Below are 17,940 nucleotides of genomic sequence, written 5' to 3'. Positions count from 1 at the left end.
AGGTTGGGATCAAGGAGATTTATTATAACGACATCGGCATCCACCCTTCGCAAGTCTACAAGCAGCCAAACCATGAACAACCAGACAACCAACAATCAAGCGATCCTGCGTGCGCTGGTCGCTCTCGCCATTGGTTCTTTCGGCATCGGAACCAGCGAATTTGTTATCATGGGCTTGCTACCGGACATTGCCTCCGACCTCAATGTGACAATTCCCGAAGCCGGCATATTGGTCAGTGCCTATGCACTCAGTGTTGCTTTTGGTTCGCCGTTTCTCGCCATCGCGACCGCGCGCCTCGATCGCCGCAAGGCAATGCTGGCGCTGGCCGCCGTTTTCATTCTCGGCAATGTTCTTTGCGCCCTGTCACCCGACTATGGCTTGTTGATGGTGGCTCGCATCGTGACGGCGCTCTGTCATGGCGCCTTCTTCGGCATAGGCGCCGTCGTCGCCGCCGCTATCGTCCCGCCCGAGAAAAAGGGTCAGGCCATCGCCATGATGTTTGCCGGGCTCACTCTGGCCAATGTCCTCGGCGTGCCCTTCGGCACGGCTCTGGGCGAAACGCTGAACTGGCGGGAAACTTTTTGGTGCGTCGCCGTGATCGGGATCATCGCCATCATTGCCCTCGCCGCCTGGCTGCCCCGGGCCATACCGGTTGCACCCATGCAGCTCTCGCGTGAGGCACGTGCTCTGGCGCGGCCGAAAATCCTCCTCTGCATGGCGATCAGCGTTCTTGCTTCCGCGAGCCTGTTCAGCGTCTTCACTTATATCGCGCCCATTCTCGAAAATGTCGCAGGCATGCCGCAACATCAAGTGACACTCGTCCTGTTCCTCTTCGGCATCGGCGTGACCTGCGGCAATTTCCTTGGCGGACGGCTTGGTGACTGGAAGCTGATCCCGACAATCCTCGCCACGCTGGCGCTCCTGATCCCGCTTCTGTGCCTGTTCCGCTACACGAGTGCCGAGCCGTTGCCTGCCGCCGCGACCATATTCATCTGGGGTGTCCTCGCTTTCGCCCTGGTACCGCCGCTGCAAATGCGCATCGTCAACGACGCATATGATGCACCCAATCTCGCCTCCACGATCAATCAGGGCGCATTCAATTTCGGCAATGCCATCGGCGCCTGGATTGGCGGCACGCTGCTGACGCAGGGACTGGCCTATGAGCAATTACCCTGGATCAGCGCGATCCTCGCCTTCGTCGCGGCGGTTCTGACACTCATTCTTCACCGGATGGATAAAGGCACGCTTGCAGCCGGGGTGTCCTGTGCCGAGCCCGTCGCACTTCGGCTTTGACATTCGTCGGGCTTTGACATTCGTCGACGGAAGCCGTTCACGCGTCTCTCTGACGCCATGAGACGGATCAGTGGATGTGACCGTGTCGATGATGCAGGTCAGGATAGTGGGGATGCCGGTGTGTCATCGGCTGATGTTTGTGAACATGCACATGCGGTTCACCGGAGGCATCATCGGGACCGTGCTCATGCTGATGATGTTCATCATGAATGTGGCGGTGGGCATGTTCCATCGCCTCATGGACATGCTGGTGATCGTGCCGTTCCGCCAGATGCAGGAAGAGGCCGATGCCCATCAAAATGGCGGCGATTACCAGCTGGCCGGTGACGGGCTCGCCAAACAGCACGACCGCGAGCACCGCGCCTATGAAAGGCGCCGTTGAGAAATAGGCTCCTGTCCGCGCCGAACCCAGATAGCGCAGGGCAAGAACGAACAGAACGAGACTGACGCCGTAGCTCAGAAAACCGATCACTCCCGCGGCTGCAAGTTCCGGAACGGCCGGCACCCGCGCACCATGGGCAAACGCCAATGTCAGATTGACCGCGCCAGCAGCCAGACCCTTGATCATCGCAATCTGCATCGGATCAGCGGCTGAAAGCTTGCGGGTCAGATTATTGTCAATGCCCCAGGCGATGCAGGCCCCAATGATGGCAATGGCTCCAATCCCTACTCCCGCAGGGCCGCCTTGCCATGACAAGACAATTGCGCCAGCGAGAATTGCGAATGCTCCCAAAAGCAGGCGGCGGTCGACATTCTCCTTAAAGACCACCCAGGCGATGGCGAGGGTCGCGAACCCCTCGACATTGAGCAGCAGAGCCGCCGTTGAAGCGGGCGTTGACGAAAGACCGATCATCAAAAGCAGCGGACCGACAACACCGCCTGAGAGCACGACAAGCGCCAGCCATGGCAGATCGGCACGGTTCAGCGGTGCTTCCGCCGCAGCGATACCCATCATGCGCCGGATTAAATGGAGAATACCGAGACCAACTCCGGATCCAAGGTAAAGAAGTCCCGCGAGCAGCCATGGATCGACGCCGCCGCCGAGCAGCAGCTTTGCCAATGGGGTGCTCGCGCCAAACAAAGCCGCCGATGCAAGGGCCATCGTCGGTCCGGAAGTGGATCGCAAGCTCGGCATCAATCCAAATCCATTCCTATCGCTTCAGCAAATACCGATTCTCAATGAGACTTGGTCCCTGTATGAGCCCGGTATTGGAATTTGGCATCACACCGCAGCGAGAACCGGCGATCCGAGATCGAACAACGGATCGACCGATTGACCCCACGCGCCGTCATAAAGCGACAAGAGCCGCTCGGCTTCGGATTGCCCGGCGATAATCGCGTCGAGCGGATCAAGGAAATGGGTTTCGTCGTCGCCCGCCTCATCGAGCCTTGCCCGCGCCTTCAGTCCCGCGCGGGCGAGCGCCAGCACATCCACCCCGATCTCCCGCAGGCTGCGGCCTTTCACCGAAGCTTTGAGGCCGAGGCGAGGCACGTCGTCCCGCAAGGTCTGCCGCTCCTCGACGCTCCAGGATTTTACGAGATCCCAGGCGGATTCGAGCGAGGCGGTATCATAAAGCAACCCGACACAAAAAGCCGGCAGAGCGAGGCAGAGCGGAAGCGGCCCGACGTCGGCGCCGCGCATTTCGAGATAACGTTTCAGCCGTACTTCCGGAAAAATGGTCGAGAGGTGATTGGCCCAGTCCGAGAGAGTCGCGCGCTCGCCCGGCAATTGCGGCAGGCGGCCGGCCAGAAGATCGCGGAAGCTTGCCCCGGCGACATCGTGATAGACTTCGCCCCGCTTGACGAAATACATCGGCACGTCGAGCGCATAATCGACGTAGCGATCAAACCCCATGCCGTCTTCGAAGACGAAGGGCAGCATGCCGGCGCGCGCCTTGTCCGTATCCCGCCAGATCTCCGACCGGGCGGAAAGCAGTCCATTGGGCTTGCCATCGGTAAAGGGCGAATTGGCGAAAAGCGCGGTCAACAGGGGCTGCAGGGCGATCGCGACCCGCATTTTCAAAACCATGTCGGCCTCACTCGAATAATCGAGATTGGCCTGCACCGTCGAGGTGCGAAACATCATGTCGAGTCCGCGCGTGCCGACCTTGGGCATATAGCGCCGCATGATGTCGTAACGCTGTTTAGGCATTACCGGCACATCCTCGCGCCGCCATTTGGGCGTCATGCCAATGAGCAGGAAACCGATGCCCAGAGGCTCGGCGACGGAATCGAGCGCCTTGAAATGATGCTCTAATTCTTCCCGCGTTTCGTGGATCGTGGCAAGCGGCGCGCCGGAAAGCTCGAACTGACCGCCGGGTTCAAGCGAGATCGCTCCGCCGCCTTTCTCGTCAAAAAGACCGATGATGTGTTCGCGATCAAGGATCGGTTCCCAGTTCAGACGCGCTTGCATTCCGTCGAGAAGCGCCTTGATCCCCCGATCGCCCTCATAGGGTACGGGCTCATGGCTCGAACGGTAGAAGGGAAATTTTTCATGTTCCGTCCCGACCTTGAAGTCGGCCGGTGGCTTCATGCCCTCATTAAACCACGCGACGAGCTCCGCGCGCGACGTGATGAGGGTCGAATCCGAAACGTCGCGAGCCATTGACGCGCTTTCATCTACTCAAGGATCATGTTGCGGGTGCAGGCTTCACCCGTGCCGTAAAAGCTTCATAGGCGCGTGCGCGTCGACGCGCAATCCATTCGGCACGCCACGCCTCTTTGACTCGGGAAAGGCGAGCCCCAAAGTCGCAAAAGCCCTCCCATGCGCGGAGGGCAGGTCCGGATGTTTCAAACCGGCTCCATTCAAGAAATTTGAATGGAATACGTGCGGCTTGAACCGCATGCGCTTCACCCGTCACAATGGCCGGAGCCGGTCTGGTGCGTGTTCCCTACTTTTTATTGCTCAAAATGTCGCCAATTTCACTTGAAAGATCCGTGGGTGGCACATCAGATGCGGCGCGCGTCGCCGTTCCCGTCCCACCAGGCTGAAACATCTTGCTCAAGGCTTCAAAACCGGCCTGAATTGTCGCTGGATCGAACCCGGGCATGGTCTGCATGTTCGGCGAAGGCTGCTGGGCCTGACCGCCCCCCAGGGCCTGTCCCAAAATCGACCCCCACAGATTGCCGAAGACGCCGCCTGCCCCGGCCTCCCCCTGCCTCTGACCACCGGATGGAGCCTGCGGCTCTGCCTGGGGCTGCGCTTGCGGCGCAGGCGCCGCTCCACCAAACATCTGTCCGAGAATATTTCCCCAAGAGCCAGCACCGCTCTGTGCCATCTGATCGAAAAAGCCGCCAAAGCCTTTCTCGCGCATGGCATTAACGACGCCATTCATCAGCATCGAAAACAGCACAGGCAGCATTTTCTGGATAATCTGCGGGCTGACTCCGCTGAGCACGGCGGCCTGTTTCGCCAGGGGCTCCATCGCCTGCGGCCCGAACATCTGGCCGAAGAGCTCGGCACCCTGGCTCGCCGTCGCGCCCGCCTGCGTCGCATCGGAGGTGGCATAGGCAGCCTGATTCTGCGGATTGCTCATGGCTCCCATGAAGGAACCGAAGGCCGCCGGGTTCATCATGCTCGACTGGAAACCCGAGGAAAGGGAAGGCAGCAGCGCCTGAATCACCGCCTCGGTCTGCTCGCGCGACAATCCGAATTGTTTTGCCAGATTTTCAGTTCCATAGCCGTTCTGAGCATTCTGGAGAATCTCATAAAGATTGAACATCAAAGATTCCTCCCGTTCCGGGTCTCACAAAATTTCGGTTTGGAATTTCGGTTCCACGCGATTCCCGTCGCGCGGAAAAAGGTCGCGGATCATGAATCCTGGCGCCGTTTTGCGAATGTTACGCGTCACGCGGCGCCTTGGCGAGCCGCCCGGTGACGAGATAGGCGGTAGCCATCGCGCCGAGCCCGAAAAGTGCCGCGCCAACAGTCATCCCCATAATAATGCCCGTCGCCCCAAAACGATGCGCGCCCAAGGCGACAAACGGCATTGTGCCGAGCGTCGCTCTCCCCCAGTTGAAGAAGGTCGATAGAAACGGAAAGCCGAGATTGTTGAAGGCGGCATTGGCCACGAAGATGCCGCCGAGGAAAAGCCACAACATGCCGCCATAAGTGCAAAAATAGATGAGGAGGTGCCGCGTTTCGCCGGAGACAGCGAAAAGCGCCGCAAGCCAGGGTGCCGAAATCCACAGGACGGCCCAGATGACCAGCGTATAGACCGCCGCGACGATCAGGCAATCCGTCAAGGTCCGGCGGACGCGGTGGGGCAGACACGCACCGAGATTTTGCGCCATGATCGGCCCGACACTTCCCGAAAGTGCGTAAAGGACTCCGAAGGCGAGTGGCGTCAGCCGGTCGATCAGGGCGAAAGCGGCCACGATCGTTTCGCCGAATGTCGCGGCGATCCGCAAAGAATAAAGATTGGCGACGGGCGCAGCGAGATTGGTCAGGATCGCCGGAACGGCGACATAGAAGATCGGTCGGACGTCGCCTCCGATCGCCCGTAGCTTCGGCTGGCCGACGAGATTATGCCGCAGGACGGCACCATGGAGACCGACGACCATGCAGGCAAAGCGCGAAATCAGAACGACGATCGCAGCGCCCTCGACGCCGAGCCCGAAAACGAAAATGAACAGCGGATCGAGCATGGCCGTGACGATGCCGCCGCCCAAAGTGACATACATCGAACGGCGCGGGTCACCTACCGCGCGCAAAAGGCTCGCCAGCGCCATCGCGAGGCCAAGAAAGATCATGCTCGGCAAGGTAATCGCAAGATAGCGCGTGCCGATCTCCAGTGTCTCATCCCGCGCTCCGGCAAAGGTCAGAATCCCTTCGACGAAGGGCAGGACCGCCATCACCAGAATCACCAGCAGAAAAGCGACCAGAACGAGCCCGGAGGCCGCCAACTGGCGCGCGAGCGCCCTGTTACCCGCTCCGATGGTCCGCGACACCACCGCGCCGATGCCGATAGAAAATCCGATCTCGATCGAAATGGGAAAGAACAAAACCTGGCTGGAAAAGCCCACGGCGGCAGTCATATGCGGATTGTTCAGCCGCGAAACATAGAGGAGCGACAGAAAATCCACCATGAAAGCAGCGACCAGGCCGATGGAACCCGCCCCGGTCATGACGAGGACATGACGCATCGGCGAGCCTTCAGTGAAGACGGCGCGCGGCATTGAGGCAGGAGCGTTCACGAATGATCGACCGGGAAAAAGGCAGAGCCTGAAAATGCCGTAACCGTCACAATAGAACGCTACGTCCGAAAAGGATGGCAACGTTACGGCGTCTGAGGGCAGGAAAGCGCCATCGCGAGACTGATGTCAATCATCCCGGCGATAAATCTGGCGCAGCCGGTGCAAGACGCGCGTCGGCTCCTGAGACCATTCACTGCCAAAGCAATGCCCTAGTCTTCCTTAAATCCATCTAACCCGCAGCTTAGTTGAGAATGACGGGAGTGCCATTCGTCGATTCACACAAGACGGGATCACCGGGTCTCCTGAGGATGAGGGACCGGCGCATCCGTGGACATTTCGGGATCGACATCTTCCGGCGACGTGACGACACCATTCGAATTGTCGAGCGTCTTGCCAACGCTGCGGCCGCTGCGCAAGGGATTCTGCGGTTGCGGTCCTCCATGGTAAGGCTCCGTCTTCGGTAATGTGGGAGCCTTCTCCGGAATGACTTCCTGCGGATTGCCGGCCTGACCCGGTGCCATCTGAGCCCAAACCGGCCCTGCCGCCAAAGCCGCGGCAAAGCACGCAAGTCTGAGAGGATTCAGTCGCATCGCGAAATTCCTTTCCGGATTTACGCAAAGCAGACGAACGTCTCGTGTCCCGCTTCGTTCCGGAAAGCCGCTTCCCAGCGCCTTATTCGCCGGTTTCCACAAGAGGGCGGATATCGGCTTCAGGGCAGCCGCTGATCTGTTCCTCGAACTTGCGCTCCTCCCGCCTGATGACGATCATGAAAGCGACGATCGCACCGATGAAAATGGCGAGAGCGATGATCCCCAAGGGACCGCTCACCTTGCTCATCGAATCACCGAAGACGAAGGCGCCTCCGCCCATGACCACAGACCAGACGATGGCACCGGCGGCATTATAGAGCAGGAAAGGCCCCCAGCCGAAGTGATTCACACCGGCGAGCAAGGCGGCAAGCACACGCAGAAAGGCAACGAAACGGCCGAAGAAAACGATTTTCGCGCCATGCTTCTTGAACAGAAACTGGCCGACCTGCAACCGGGTCTCCGGCAGGTGAATATATTTGCCGTAACGCAGAAGAAAGGTCGCGCCCCACCTGCGGCCGATCCAGAAGCCGATATTGTCGCCGATAACAGCGCCGCCCGCTGCCGCGATGATGATCCAGGCAAGCTGCATCTGTCCCGTCGCGCCCGCATAGCCGGCGGCGAGCAACAATGCCGTTTCCCCAGGCAGGGGAACGCCCGCGCTTTCGAGCAGAACGATCACGAAGACAGCCCAATAGCCATGCTGGACGATATAGGGTTCTATGTCGGTCAGAAACACGCAAACTCCCGAATTCAGGCCATCCTGAGCGTTGGAGATTTCACGAGGCTTTTATCAGACATGTGAAAAAAGACCTTTCACAAAGCGCGGCAAAATTGATAGACGCCGCGAGCCTTGCGAAAGTGCCTATCCATTCCCCGATCATGGCGCTTTCAAGTCGCGCTTTTAGGGCATGATGCAGGCAAAGGAAATTGCCCACTCGTTGAAGATGGCCCGGCGCAGAAAATTTTCCGGGGCAGCAGCGCATTTTTTTTAAATTTCGTCCTCGCATTGGCCGCCATCGCAACCAAACGCATAGGGCCATCCGAAAGTATCTAAACCTCGCACCGTCGTAATTGGAGCAGATCCCGAATCTGCCAACGAGCCGGGACGTGGGATTGGGCCGAAGGACCGCGCGGATGTGCCGCAATGGGCCTCAGCACGAAAACTCTAAAAGGGAGGGATGTCCTTCCGGCAAAGGAGGACGAAGGGGATTCGATTGCCTCTTTCGGCAGCATCCACATTGCGGAAAGGCCGCCTAACGCGCCAGCGGTCAAAACGCGCTGTCTATGCCGACAGGCTCATCATCCGCCGAACGACCAGCCTGACTTCGTTCAATTCAAACAGCACAGTTTCACCGGCACCCCACTCCGATGCGTTCTTTGCGACATTAGGCCGCCGGGGTCTCCAGATAGAAGGTACCCCGTTTAAAGTGGAGCGGCACTTTTTCTCCCGGGGTGAGAGGAGTCGCGACCGGCGCGTCGATCTCGATACGGCCAGCCTCACCTGCGAGCGCCAGTTCCGCGCGGCGAGTCGGGCCGCTACGCCACAAGGAGAGGACCTCAGCCTCGATCGGCGGCCGTCCTGTCTCGCTCAATCCCTTTTCTCCGATGACGACATCCTGCGGCCGGATGAACAGCCTGCCCCAACCCGGACGCTCTTCCCGCAAGGGAATCGAAAGCGGCCGATCGCCGATGAAGAGACGACCTTCACGTGCATTGACCCGCAGGGCGCTCGACTCGCCGATGAAACCATGAACGAAGGCCGTCGCGGGATGATCGTAAATCTCGTCGGGCGAACCTATCTGCTCGATGCGCCCTTGCGAGAGGACCGCGACGCGATCGGCCAGTTCCAACGCTTCATCCTGGTCATGTGTCACAAATAAGGTCGTGTGGCCCGTCCGGTCATGGAGTTCGCGCAGCCAGAGCCGGAGATCACGGCGAACCTTGGCATCGAGCGCGCCGAAAGGCTCATCCAGAAGCAAAACACGCGGCTCGACGGCGAGAGCACGGGCAAGCGCGACACGCTGGCGCTGGCCGCCCGACAATTGCGCCGGATAACGCTTGCCGAGACCGGATAATTGCACGAGATCCAGCAATTCGAGAGCCCGCCGCCTGATTTCCGCTTTCGGCGGACGCGTCGCGCGATCGCGCACCGTCAGACCGAAGGCGATATTCTCCTCAAGCGTCAAATGTTTGAAGAGAGCGTAATTCTGAAAGACGAAGCCGACACGGCGTTCCTGAACACGCAAGCCTGAAGCGTCTTCCTCACCGAAGAAAACCTTGCCGCCGGTCGGCTGATCGAGTCCGGCGATAATGCGCAGCAAAGTGGTCTTGCCGGATCCGGAAGGACCAAGCAGAGCCAGCAATTCGCCGCCGACGACATTGAGATTGATCTGGTCAAGCACAGGCCCTTTGGCTCGCGGATCGAATTGCTTGACGATATCAACGACACGAATCTGCATGATGCCTGTCTCCGCACCTTGTCCCAGACCTTAATCCCCAGGGCCTCTACTGCCGCATACATCGCGTTTGCGACAAGCATCAGGCCGCTACCTGCTCGATCAATGCCGGCGCGATCCCCCGGCGAGTTCCTCGCCCCACACCCCTTCGAGCACTGTTTTGGCGACCAAAGTCACCAGCGCCAGCAGCGCCAATACCGAGGCGACAGAGAAAGCCGCGGTGATATTGTATTCGTTATACAAAATTTCGATATGCAACGGCATTGTATCCGTCAGGCCGCGAATGTGCCCCGAAACGACGGAGACCGCGCCGAACTCACCCATCGCACGCGCATTGCAGAGCAGAACGCCATAGAGCAAGGCCCATTTGATATTGGGGAGCGTAATGCGCAGAAAGGTGCTGAAACCGCTGGCCCCGAGCGTCAGAGCGGCCTCCTCCTCGACCGTGCCCTGCGTTTCCATCAGCGGAATAATTTCGCGTGCGACGAAGGGAAAGGTGACGAAAATCGTCGCAAGGACGACGCCCGGAACAGCGAAAATGACTTTGATATCATGCGCCTGCAGCCATTCTCCGAGCAGTCCATTCGATCCAAACATCAAAACATAGATCAGGCCGGCAACCACGGGCGATACCGAAAACGGCAGATCGATCAGGGTGATGAGGAAACTCTTCCCCGGAAACTGAAATTTGGCGATTGCCCAGGCAGCAGCAAGACCGAAGACAACATTGAGTGGAACGACGAAGGCCGACACAAGCAAAGTGAGCCCGATTGCCGCGCGTGTATCCGGCTCCGTCAGCGCAGAGAAATAAGCCCCGAGACCATGATTGAAGGCTTCATAGAAGACCACGATCAGGGGCAAAAGGAGAAAGAGAGCAAGGAATGTGATTGCGATCCCAATAAGGCTGGCCCTCAGCACCGGGCCTTCCGTCGTCACAGCCGTGCGGATGCGGCGGACTCTCTGTTTCTGCGGAACGACGAAACCGGCCTCCGGTACCCATTCGATTGAGGTCTCAGACATAACCAAACCTCCGCCTGCTCCAGGACTGAATGAGATTAATCACCAACAAAATGAAGAAAGAGACGATCAGCATCAAAGTCGCAATTGCCGTCGCCGAAGCGTAATCAAACTGTTCCAGCTTGACCACGATGAGCAATGGCGCGATCTCGGATACATAGGGAAGGTTGCCGGCGAGGAAGATCACCGATCCGTATTCGCCAACACCGCGCGCGAAAGCCAATGCAAAGCCCGTCAATAGCGCAGGCACAAGAGAAGGAAGAATGACACGCAAGAGCGTTTGCGCACGTGTCGCCCCAAGCGTGGCGGAGGCTTCCTCGACATCAGCGTCCAGCTCCTCGATCACCGGCTGCACCGTCCGGACGATGAACGGCAGCCCTATGAAAATCAGCGCTACGCCGATGCCGAGCGGCGTATAGGCAATACGCCAGCCAAGGGTAGACAGGGGACCGCCGATCCAGCCCGAAGGTGCATAAAGCGAGGCGAGCGCTATGCCTGCGACGGCTGTCGGCAAGGCAAAAGGCAGATCGACGACGGCATCGAGCAGGCGGCGGCCCGGAAACTCATAACGCGCCAGTACCCAGGCAATAATTGCCCCAAAGACGACATTGATGCCAGCGGCGGCCAGAGACATGCCAAAGCTGATCCGCAAGGCCGCGAGGACACGCGGCTCGGTGGCAATGGCCCAAAGGCCGTCGAGACCCAGAGAACTCGAGCGGAGAATCAGAAGAGCCACAGGTAACAGCACAATGGCTGTCAAATAGACCAATGTATATCCAAGCGTCAGGCCGAAACCCGGCAGAATGGACGGTCGTCGGAAGGACAAGGCGGCTCTCCGAAAGAGCGTCCAGAAGTTTCCAGGACGCTTCGATTAGGAAAACACATGAAGATGTTCTACAGCCTCCAATCGCGGACCGATTCAAGGTGATACGAAGACCCTCAACGTCATAATTTCTACATACCTTATAGGATTATCCTAATAATGCAAGCGGCCTGCCTGTAATTTACATCTAAAAAAAGGATTTATTCTTAATTCTCGCCAATTGCCGTTAAATAGTCTATAGGGGGTGTAATCGCCCCGCCTGCTAACGAGATCGTTCCGTCCATGTCCGCTAGAAATGCCACCCAGATCATTTCCGCCAATCGCCTATCGGATGGTCTCGTCGTCTATTTCACGACGGAAGGCGCTTGGGTCGTGGCTATTGGCGAAGCCACGATTTTCACGGATGCGGAGGCGGCGAAATCGGCGCTCGAACTGGCGCGCGGCGATGTGAAAAAGAACCTGATCGTCGATCCGTTTCTCGTCGAAGTCACCACGGCGACGCAAAGCGTCGCGGCAGTCAAACTGCGCGATACCATCAGGGCCAAAGGCCCGACGATCGATTATGCCGCGCATTCCTGAACGACGCGGTTCCATGGCTCTGAAAATGCAGTGATTTTTTGAAAGAAGCGTCTCCGGATATAGTCGAAACGCTCCAGAGACAATCGGATTTGGCCGTACCGGGAAATTTCCGCGCCAAATCACGGAGACCACATCGCGCGGGGTTCCCGCACAACGCCCTTTCACAGGCTGAAACGCATGTACAGATATGACCAATTCGATGCTCAGTTCGTCGCCGATCGCGTCGCGCAATTCCGCGATCAGGTCGCCCGGCGTCTTTCGGGCGCGATCGATGAAGAGCAGTTCAAGCCGTTGCGGCTGATGAACGGCGTCTATCTGCAATTGCACGCCTATATGCTGCGCGTCGCTATTCCCTATGGCACATTGTCATCGACGCAATTGCGCAAACTCGCCTTCATCGCGCGGCGCTTCGACAAGGGCTATGGGCATTTCACGACGCGGCAGAACATTCAGTTCAACTGGCCCGCACTCGCCGATTGCCCGGATATTCTAGCCGAGCTCGCAAGCGTCGAGATGCACGCGATACAGACCTCCGGCAATTGCATCCGCAACGTCACGGCGGATCATTTCTCCGGCGTCGCCGCCGATGAAATCGAGGATCCGCGCCCCTATGGCGAAATCCTGCGGCAATGGTCCTCCCTGCATCCGGAGTTCTCCTTTCTGCCGCGCAAGTTCAAGATCGCAGTGAATGGCTCGGCGCATGATCGCGCCGCCTTGCGCGTCCATGACATCGGCTATCAGATCGTCCGCAACGAGGCGGGGGAGGTGGGCTTTGCCGTCTATGTCGGCGGCGGACTCGGCCGCACACCGCTCATCGCCCACAAGATCCGCGATTTCCTGCCGAGAGAGGACCTGCTCTCCTACACCAATTCGATCCTGCGCATTTACAATCTCGAAGGCCGTCGCGATAATAAATACAAGGCCCGCATCAAGATCCTGGTCGGGGAAAAAGGTGCCGACGCCATCCGCGCCGAGGTCGAGGAGGATTTCGCGAAACATCGCGACGTCGATCCGCTGCATTTGCCGGCGGAAGAAATCGAGCGCATCCGCGCCTATTTCGCGACGCCCGATCTCGCTCCGCGTCCTGCCACCTCCGCCAAGCTCGACGCGCGCAAGGCGGCCGATCCGGCCTTCCGCTCCTTCATCGAGCATAATCTCGCCGCCCATAAAATTCCGGGCTACGGCATCCTGACTATTTCTCTGAAACCCGAAGGCGGCATTCCGGGAGATGCCACCGCCGAGCAAATGGAGGCTGTGGCCGATCTCGCGGAAACCTATTCGCGCAGCGAAATCCGCGTCGCCCACGAGCAGAATCTTGTTCTCCCCTATGTCGCGCTCGACGACGTTCCGGCTATTTTCGACGCGCTGGTGAAACAGGGGCTCGCCACCGGCAATACCGGCCTCATCACCGATATCATCGCCTGCCCCGGCCTCGATTATTGCGCGCTCGCGACGGCGCGCTCGATCCCAGTGGCGCAACGCCTTTCCGAGCGCTTCGCCGGGAAGCGTGCGGAAGATATCGGCCATATGACGGTGAATATTTCCGGCTGCATCAATGCCTGCGGCCATCACCATGTCGGCCATATCGGTATCCTCGGCCTCGACAAGAGCGGTGTCGAAGCCTATCAGATCACGCTCGGCGGCACGGCGGATGAAGAGTGCACAATCGGCGAAATCACCGGCCGCAGCTTCTCCTCCGAAGAGATCGTCGATGCGGTCGACCGCATCGTCGAGACTTATCTGAAGCTACGACAGGGGCAGGAAGAAGATTTCATCACTGCCTTCCGGCGCGTGGGAATCGCCCCGTTCAAGGAGGCGCTCTATGCAAGCGCTTGACGTACCCCTTTTCAATAGTCCGGCCACGGCCGCACGGCTTTCCGAGGCTTTCGCGGCCATGGAGCCTCTGGCTTTGCTGCGCCTCGTGATCCGCGATCTCTTTCCGGGCCGTGTCGCTCTTGTTTCCAGTTTCGGCGCCGAATCGGCCGTCCTGCTCCATCTCGTCTCGCGCATCGACCCGGCTTTGCCCGTGCTGTTCATCGATACGGGCGTGCTGTTTTCGGAAACACTCGATTATCGCGACAGGCTCGTGGCACAACTCGGCCTTACGGATGTCCGTGATATCCGGCCTGACCCGAAGAGGCTTGCGGCGGAAGATCCGGAAAGCTTTCTCTGGGCCACCAATCCCGACCGCTGCTGCGAGATTCGCAAGGTTTTGCCGCTCGCCGACGCCCTTGCGCCTTTTGATGCCTGGATTACCGGACGCAAGCGGTTTCAGGCGGCGACGCGCGCGGCATTATCCTTCTTCGAACTGGAGGAAGGGACCTCGCGCATGAAGGTCAACCCGCTCGCCGGCTGGACACCCGATGCGCTCACCGCCTATCTCAAGGAATGGAATCTTCCGGCGCATCCGCTCGTCGCCAAAGGCTATCCATCCATTGGCTGCATTCCCTGCACCTCTCCGGTAAAACCGGGCGAGGATCCGCGCGCCGGCCGCTGGCGCGACAAGGGCAAGGTCGAATGCGGCATTCACGTCCAGAAATCCGATACACGTGCAGATGCCTGAAATGCGCCTTTTCAAGAACGATTCCCTGCAGGACGACGATTGGCAGAAGGTCGATGACGACGCGCCCCTGCCCGCCTCCGGCAAAGTACTCCTTTCCCGCAAACGCTGGGAGACGGAGAAGCAAAATCTCTCCAACCATCTGGCCTATGGCATCACGATCGAGCCCGCCGCCACGGTGGAGGATCTCGTGCCGGACCTCTCCCATTTCGGGTTGATTGCCATAGACTTTCCGAAATTCAGCGATGGCCGTGGCTATTCCATGGCGCGGGAATTGCGCAGTTACCATGGTTACAAAGGAGAATTACGCGCCACCGGCGATATTCTCTACGATCAGCTGCAGCTGTTAGCGCGTTGCGGCTTCGATTCCTTCGATATCAAGGATGAATCAACTCTTGCCCTTCTTGCCGAAGGCCGCAGGCCCGATCTCACGCGTTTCTATCAACCGGCGCTGGGCGCCGAGGAAGCGGTGGACACGCGCCCCTGGGCACGCCGCGCAAGAAAGGCTCCGTGACCTGAGTCCATCCGGCTTCATAACCGGCGACCGGACTTTTCCTTAAACCACGATCGGAAAACGCGCTATAAACTGGCCTTCTATGCCTTGCGAAGAAGCATGGCGATTGCTGTGTGCGGCCGGAGAGTCAGATGGAATGGGAAAGCTTTCGGCGCTCGGATAATGTCGAGGACCGCCGAGCGGAAGGGCCGACGGGCGGCGGCGGTTTTGGCGGCGGCCAGCTCGGTCTTGGCGCCATCATCGTACTTGGCCTTCTCGGCTGGGCGCTGGGGATCGACCCTCGGCTTCTGATCGGCGGCGCGGAAATGGTAAACAGCGCGCGCCATCAATATACGCAATCGGCGAGCCCGCCGAAAACCGGCGCGCCGGACGACCAGATGGGCCAGTTCGTGGCCGCCGTTCTCGCCCAGACCGAGGATGTCTGGTCCGACATTCTGCCGCAGCAGCAAGGCATTGCCTATACAAGGCCGAAGCTCGTCCTCTACAGCGGCTCGACGCGTTCAGGCTGCGGCGGCGCGCAGGCCGCCATGGGGCCCTTCTATTGCCCCAACGATCAGAAAGTCTATCTCGACACATCCTTTTTCCGCGACATGCAAAAGCGACTCGGTGGCGGCGGCGATTTTGCCTATGCCTATGTCATCGCGCATGAAATCGGCCACCATGTGCAAAACCTGCTCGGCATTCTGCCGAAGGTACAGGCGGCGCAGCAACGCGCCGGGAGCAAGGCGCAGGCGAATGCGCTCTCGGTCCGGCTCGAGCTCATGGCGGATTGCCTCGCAGGCGTCTGGGCGGCCAATGCCAATCGCAAATGGCAGACCCTGCAGCCAGGCGATATTCAGGAAGCGATCAAAACAGCGCAGGCGATCGGCGACGATCGTCTCCAGGAATCCTCACGCGGCTATGCCGTGCCGGATTCCTTCACGCATGGATCCTCGACGCAGCGCACGCAATGGCTGAATACCGGCCTCCGTGCGGGACAAGTCTCTGCGTGCAATACATTCGCGCAATGATATTCGCGAAGTGTGTCATAAAGCTGCGCATCGGCCCGCTCCATCCAAGGCCGATGTGAGTGTCTGTCTATTGATACCTGTCATTGTCAAAAAAACGCGATCCTGTTGGCGAGCGGCGGCAGCCGCGTTTCGCCGCGATGCCGCCGCGTAATCGTCGAGAAACTATCCCCAGGACTGAGAACCTTACGCGCGCCCGGCAGGATCAGGCCGACGCAGGCCGCGCTGATGTAACGCTCACGCCAGTTTTCCGGCGATCGTGTAAGCTGCATGATTTTGCGCCAGCCATCCGGATCGGCCATCCGATGTCTGCATTCTTCCACGAGGAGCGGTTCGAGGCCATGGCCCGCCTTGAGAAGCAGGAGATCCGGTTCGTGCGTCAACTCCGCGGCAGGATGGAGACCGGCGGCCTCGCTCGCCGCCTCTACGCAATCACAACCAGCATGTTCGGCGACGAGCGGGAGCTCCAGCCCTTCAGGGCCTACGATGACGATGTCGCGCACAATGCCTTCGATATGCAACGGCACGAGCATCGACAATGAGGCCACCATGGCGCGCGCAAGATCGAACTCGCGCCCGCCGCGCCGCTGGTCATCACCGCAAAAAACGATCGCAGAGAGGCTCATGACAAAACCCGTTACTCGTCCTCCGCGACCTCATTCACCACTTTGGCGAAACGGTTGATGACGGCCTGCCACCCGTTCTCGCTGTTCATGATCTCGAAGACCGGTGCGGAATCCTCCGTGAAGCCGGAATGTTCCAACCTTACATGGGTCCCGTTGGGCAAAGGCGAAAGCGTCCAGGTCAATATCGTATCGATATAGCGGCCGAATCCCGGCAATTCATGCGAGCCGCCGCGCCAGGAATAGCGCAGCCGCCAATAGGGTTCGGCTTCGAGCACTTCGCCGCCGGACAACCCATCCCAATCGCCGACAGGACCGCTGCGAAACGTATATTCATGGCCGACCTCGGGCTCGAAATCATTGGGCATAAACCAGCGTCCGATCAAATCCGACTCCGTCAGCACCCTCCAGACCAATTCCGGGCGCTGGATCAGCATCCCCTCGACCACAATCGACCGCTCTTCCTCGCCCGCCACGCCCATACTCCTTTTCCGATGGCCGGCTTGCCGGCCGAAGCGAACTTTTTACCGCAAGGCAGCCATCCGGTCACTTGAAACCATCCCTGCCCTTTGCGATGGTCGCAAAAGTCTGGCCATCCGCTTTATCAAGTCTGTCGGACCTGTTTCGTCTCTCCAGGAACGATCATGAAGAAACTCCTCACCACCACAGGGCTTATCCTGTCCCCTTCTCTGGCCCTCGCGCATATCGGCACCGGCCTGACACACGACCATGGTTTCGATGCCGTCACCGGCTTTCTGCATCCATTCATGAGCCTCGATCACCTTTTGGCAATGGTGTCGGTCGGGATGATCGCGGCAATGCTCGGGGGACGCGCGCTGTGGCTGGTGCCTGCGAGCTTCCTGACCATGATGGCAGTCGGCGGCGCGCTCGCCATGGAACATATTCCTGAGCCTTTTGTCGAAATCGCCATCGCGCTTTCTGTTGTAACCCTCGGTTTGGTGATCGCCACTCATGCCCGGCTGTCCCTAGGCGCGGCCATGGGCCTGATCGGCTTTTTCGCGCTGTTCCACGGCTATGCGCATGGAGTGGAAATGCCCGAGACAGCTTCCGGCTTCGCCTATGGCTTGGCTTTCCTTGCGGCAACCGCGCTCTTGCATGCCATCGGCATTCTGTTCGGCCTTGCGCTCGGCGCTATTGGCGGGCCGTCCGGTCTTCGCATTCGGCAGGCCGCCGGTGCGGCCATGGGGCTCGCTGGAATGACGTTTTTAATCGGAGCTTTTTGAGCACCCGGTTCTTCCGGTCAGATCCCGACAGACCGGAA

The 17,940-nt window shown here is 59.2% G+C and carries 18 protein-coding genes; 7 read left to right on the top strand and 11 right to left on the bottom strand.

What is annotated here, in order from left to right:
- Positions 1-72: 72 nt before the first annotated feature.
- Entirely contained in the window at positions 73-1,293 is a 1,221-nt protein-coding gene (locus tag DL88_RS05120) for an MFS transporter (RefSeq protein ID WP_051955609.1), read from the top strand.
- A gap of 67 nt (positions 1,294-1,360) precedes the next feature.
- Here the strand turns inward: DL88_RS05120 and DL88_RS05115 are convergent, their stop codons facing one another.
- The 9 genes from DL88_RS05115 to cysT form a co-directional block, all read right to left on the bottom strand.
- Positions 1,361-2,428 (bottom strand): DMT family transporter, encoded by a 1,068-nt coding sequence (locus DL88_RS05115; protein WP_051955608.1) that lies wholly within the window; start codon positions 2,426-2,428, stop codon positions 1,361-1,363.
- An 87-nt stretch (positions 2,429-2,515) separates the two neighbouring features.
- Complete coding sequence (locus DL88_RS05110; RefSeq protein ID WP_034992820.1) at positions 2,516-3,898, bottom strand: glutamate--cysteine ligase; 1,383 nt, start codon at positions 3,896-3,898, stop codon at positions 2,516-2,518.
- Positions 3,899-4,184: 286 nt separating this feature from the next.
- Positions 4,185-5,015 (bottom strand): DUF937 domain-containing protein, encoded by an 831-nt coding sequence (locus DL88_RS05105; protein WP_051955607.1) that lies wholly within the window; start codon positions 5,013-5,015, stop codon positions 4,185-4,187.
- Between the two features lie 118 nt (positions 5,016-5,133).
- Positions 5,134-6,489, bottom strand: coding sequence for an MATE family efflux transporter (locus DL88_RS05100; RefSeq protein WP_245270626.1), 1,356 nt, complete (start codon positions 6,487-6,489; stop codon positions 5,134-5,136).
- A 290-nt stretch (positions 6,490-6,779) separates the two neighbouring features.
- A complete protein-coding gene (locus DL88_RS05095; RefSeq protein ID WP_051955606.1) occupies positions 6,780-7,079 on the bottom strand; it encodes a hypothetical protein in 300 nt (99 codons plus the stop codon).
- An 82-nt stretch (positions 7,080-7,161) separates the two neighbouring features.
- Positions 7,162-7,815, bottom strand: a complete 654-nt coding sequence (locus DL88_RS05090) for a DedA family protein (protein ID WP_051955605.1) — start codon at positions 7,813-7,815, stop codon at positions 7,162-7,164.
- Positions 7,816-8,464: 649 nt separating this feature from the next.
- Positions 8,465-9,538: a sulfate/molybdate ABC transporter ATP-binding protein gene (locus DL88_RS05085; protein ID WP_034992816.1), complete on the bottom strand. Its 1,074-nt coding sequence runs from the start codon at positions 9,536-9,538 to the stop codon at positions 8,465-8,467.
- Between the two features lie 99 nt (positions 9,539-9,637).
- Positions 9,638-10,555 (bottom strand): sulfate ABC transporter permease subunit CysW, encoded by a 918-nt coding sequence (gene cysW, locus DL88_RS05080; protein ID WP_034992814.1) that lies wholly within the window; start codon positions 10,553-10,555, stop codon positions 9,638-9,640.
- Entirely contained in the window at positions 10,548-11,378 is an 831-nt protein-coding gene (gene cysT, locus DL88_RS05075) for a sulfate ABC transporter permease subunit CysT (protein WP_034992812.1), read from the bottom strand. Before cysT ends, cysW begins: the two co-directional genes overlap by 8 nt.
- Positions 11,379-11,657: 279 nt before the next feature.
- On the opposite strand from cysT, the gene DL88_RS05070 reads away from it, so the two are divergent.
- From DL88_RS05070 to ypfJ, 5 genes are all read left to right on the top strand, one after another.
- Positions 11,658-11,954 (top strand): DUF2849 domain-containing protein, encoded by a 297-nt coding sequence (locus tag DL88_RS05070; protein WP_034992811.1) that lies wholly within the window; start codon positions 11,658-11,660, stop codon positions 11,952-11,954.
- Positions 11,955-12,131: 177 nt separating this feature from the next.
- The gene (locus DL88_RS05065; protein WP_034992810.1) at positions 12,132-13,790 is read left to right on the top strand and encodes a nitrite/sulfite reductase; all 1,659 of its coding nucleotides are present in this window, start codon (positions 12,132-12,134) and stop codon (positions 13,788-13,790) included.
- On the top strand, positions 13,777-14,517 hold the full coding sequence (locus DL88_RS05060) for a phosphoadenylyl-sulfate reductase (RefSeq protein ID WP_034992807.1): 741 nt from the start codon (positions 13,777-13,779) through the stop codon (positions 14,515-14,517). Before DL88_RS05065 ends, DL88_RS05060 begins: the two co-directional genes overlap by 14 nt.
- A gap of 1 nt (position 14,518) precedes the next feature.
- The gene (locus tag DL88_RS05055; RefSeq protein ID WP_034993046.1) at positions 14,519-15,028 is read left to right on the top strand and encodes a DUF934 domain-containing protein; all 510 of its coding nucleotides are present in this window, start codon (positions 14,519-14,521) and stop codon (positions 15,026-15,028) included.
- A gap of 131 nt (positions 15,029-15,159) precedes the next feature.
- On the top strand, positions 15,160-16,038 hold the full coding sequence (gene ypfJ, locus DL88_RS05050; protein ID WP_034992805.1) for a KPN_02809 family neutral zinc metallopeptidase: 879 nt from the start codon (positions 15,160-15,162) through the stop codon (positions 16,036-16,038).
- A gap of 86 nt (positions 16,039-16,124) precedes the next feature.
- On the opposite strand, the gene DL88_RS05045 is transcribed toward ypfJ, so the two are convergent.
- Both DL88_RS05045 and DL88_RS05040 read right to left on the bottom strand, forming a co-directional pair.
- A complete protein-coding gene (locus tag DL88_RS05045) occupies positions 16,125-16,661 on the bottom strand; it encodes a hypothetical protein (RefSeq protein WP_034992801.1) in 537 nt (178 codons plus the stop codon).
- Positions 16,662-16,672: 11 nt separating this feature from the next.
- Positions 16,673-17,140, bottom strand: coding sequence for an SRPBCC family protein (locus DL88_RS05040; protein ID WP_034992797.1), 468 nt, complete (start codon positions 17,138-17,140; stop codon positions 16,673-16,675).
- 162 nt (positions 17,141-17,302) lie between these two features.
- Between DL88_RS05040 and DL88_RS05035 the strand changes: the two genes are divergently transcribed.
- Complete coding sequence (locus tag DL88_RS05035; protein ID WP_034992795.1) at positions 17,303-17,902, top strand: HupE/UreJ family protein; 600 nt, start codon at positions 17,303-17,305, stop codon at positions 17,900-17,902.
- The last annotated feature ends 38 nt before the right edge of the window (positions 17,903-17,940 follow it).

The organism is Beijerinckia mobilis, from assembly GCF_000745425.1.
Lineage (GTDB): Bacteria > Pseudomonadota > Alphaproteobacteria > Rhizobiales > Beijerinckiaceae > Beijerinckia > Beijerinckia mobilis.
This window is presented reverse-complemented; position numbering and strand designations above follow the sequence as displayed.

Coding starts and splice junctions, on each gene's coding strand:
- DL88_RS05040 (WP_034992797.1), bottom strand. CDS start 17,140: ATGGGCGTGGCGGGCGAGGAAGAGCGGTCGATTGTGGTCGAGGGGATG.
- DL88_RS05115 (WP_051955608.1), bottom strand. CDS start 2,428: ATGCCGAGCTTGCGATCCACTTCCGGACCGACGATGGCCCTTGCATCG.
- DL88_RS05065 (WP_034992810.1), top strand. CDS start 12,132: ATGTACAGATATGACCAATTCGATGCTCAGTTCGTCGCCGATCGCGTC.
- DL88_RS05120 (WP_051955609.1), top strand. CDS start 73: ATGAACAACCAGACAACCAACAATCAAGCGATCCTGCGTGCGCTGGTC.
- DL88_RS05060 (WP_034992807.1), top strand. CDS start 13,777: ATGCAAGCGCTTGACGTACCCCTTTTCAATAGTCCGGCCACGGCCGCA.
- DL88_RS05055 (WP_034993046.1), top strand. CDS start 14,519: ATGCGCCTTTTCAAGAACGATTCCCTGCAGGACGACGATTGGCAGAAG.
- DL88_RS05045 (WP_034992801.1), bottom strand. CDS start 16,661: ATGAGCCTCTCTGCGATCGTTTTTTGCGGTGATGACCAGCGGCGCGGC.
- DL88_RS05105 (WP_051955607.1), bottom strand. CDS start 5,015: ATGTTCAATCTTTATGAGATTCTCCAGAATGCTCAGAACGGCTATGGA.
- DL88_RS05095 (WP_051955606.1), bottom strand. CDS start 7,079: ATGCGACTGAATCCTCTCAGACTTGCGTGCTTTGCCGCGGCTTTGGCG.
- DL88_RS05035 (WP_034992795.1), top strand. CDS start 17,303: ATGAAGAAACTCCTCACCACCACAGGGCTTATCCTGTCCCCTTCTCTG.
- DL88_RS05070 (WP_034992811.1), top strand. CDS start 11,658: ATGTCCGCTAGAAATGCCACCCAGATCATTTCCGCCAATCGCCTATCG.
- DL88_RS05085 (WP_034992816.1), bottom strand. CDS start 9,538: ATGCAGATTCGTGTCGTTGATATCGTCAAGCAATTCGATCCGCGAGCC.
- DL88_RS05110 (WP_034992820.1), bottom strand. CDS start 3,898: ATGGCTCGCGACGTTTCGGATTCGACCCTCATCACGTCGCGCGCGGAG.
- ypfJ (WP_034992805.1), top strand. CDS start 15,160: ATGGAATGGGAAAGCTTTCGGCGCTCGGATAATGTCGAGGACCGCCGA.
- cysW (WP_034992814.1), bottom strand. CDS start 10,555: ATGTCTGAGACCTCAATCGAATGGGTACCGGAGGCCGGTTTCGTCGTT.